At 55.6% G+C, this 1,441-nt stretch carries 1 protein-coding gene and 1 pseudogene; one reads left to right on the forward strand and one right to left on the reverse strand.

Annotation, left to right across the window (positions count from 1 at the left end; translation table 11 throughout):
* A pseudogene (locus tag IE243_RS22330) lies at positions 1 to 210 on the reverse strand (PepSY domain-containing protein); the annotation flags it as partial.
* Between the two features lie 309 nt (positions 211 to 519).
* On the opposite strand from IE243_RS22330, the gene IE243_RS22335 reads away from it, so the two are divergent.
* Entirely contained in the window at positions 520 to 1,377 is an 858-nt protein-coding gene (locus IE243_RS22335; protein ID WP_191321494.1) for an SDR family oxidoreductase, read from the forward strand.
* The last annotated feature ends 64 nt before the right edge of the window (positions 1,378 to 1,441 follow it).

The raw sequence follows: 1,441 nt of genomic DNA on the forward strand, positions 1-1,441 counted from the left end.
ACCGCTGACTGCGGTAAAGCCTGCGTCCGTAAAACGCTTACGCGCCTGGTCTTCAGTGAAGCTGTTCGCACCTTTTGCGGGCTGGGATGGCGGCGGCGTGGTTTTGGTTGTGACCGCTGGCGTCTTCGGATCAGGGTTCGCGGGCTGCGGCTGAGCTGAAGCTGCAACCGTCATAGACACCAGAATGAATGCAAGCATCGGAATGCGCATCTCAGTCCCTCCACCAGTTTCTAGCTGTGGAGGGATAAGGCCCTAAGAGACCAATCAGTTCCACCATCTCCATTTTTTGAATGAATATTAGGCACCCGGACGCTCATTTACAAAAATAATATGTACTTAGCCGCCAATATCGCAAACAATTGCCCGGAGCTAATGGCTCTTTCTCGTTCGACAGGAACCGCATGGCGTTCGAGATGGTTGCTTTGCAGAAGGAACGGCCCTTTCGCCATAAACCGCGCATTCTTTGAGCCCCTAAGGCGCCTGTGACCGTCTCTCATTTCTAACGAAAGGACGTCCGCCATGCACTCCTATCCCAAGCCGCCATTTCCAAGGCAGCAGCAGAGCGCTCCGGGCCTCATTGGCAAACTCAATCCACCAGCTGATCACGGGGAAAAGAGCTGGCGCGGTGCCGGCAGGTTAGCAGGGAGACGTGCTTTGATCACTGGTGGCGACAGTGGAATTGGCCGAGCCGTGGCAATAGCTTTTGCGCGCGAGGGCGCCGACGTGGCGCTGTCGTTTCTCAATGAGGGTGAGGATGCAGCTTCCACTGCCAGTCTCGTACAGGAAGCAGGTCGTAAATGCGTTCTGTTACCAGGAGATATTGGAGGCGCGGAGCACTGTCGCTTCATTGCCGCGAAAGCAATGGCCGAGTTAGGTACGATTGACGTTCTCGTTAATAATGCCGCTCAACAAGCGCAGTATGACTCGCTTGATAATATCAACGACGACGCGTGGCGACACACCTTCGACATCAACATTCATGCCATGTTTTACCTGTCAAAGGCCCTAATAACCCAGATGCCAAGCGGGAGCGTCATCATCAACACTGCCTCGGTCAACTCCGACCGACCGAACCCCTCACTGCTGCCATACGCCACTACCAAGGGCGCTATCGTGAATTTTACCGCAGGTCTGGCGCAACTCGTAGCCAGGAAGGGCATACGCGTGAATGCGGTAGCCCCCGGCCCCGTCTGGACCCCGCTTATCCCCTCCACAATGTCGGAGGAGGATGTGAGAGAATTCGGCGCCAACTATCCGATGGGCCGCCCAGCCCAGCCGGTCGAGCTGGCTTCGGCCTATGTCATGCTGGCCGAACCCATGTCGAGCTATGTTTCAGGCGCTGTAATCGCTGTCACCGGTGGAGCTCCCTATATTTAGCACATATACCAAGACTCTCTGATCAGAACCCATGCGCCCATTTGCGGAGTCCGATTGACATGAT

The organism is Camelimonas fluminis, from assembly GCF_014656355.1.
Lineage (GTDB): Bacteria > Pseudomonadota > Alphaproteobacteria > Rhizobiales > Beijerinckiaceae > Camelimonas > Camelimonas fluminis.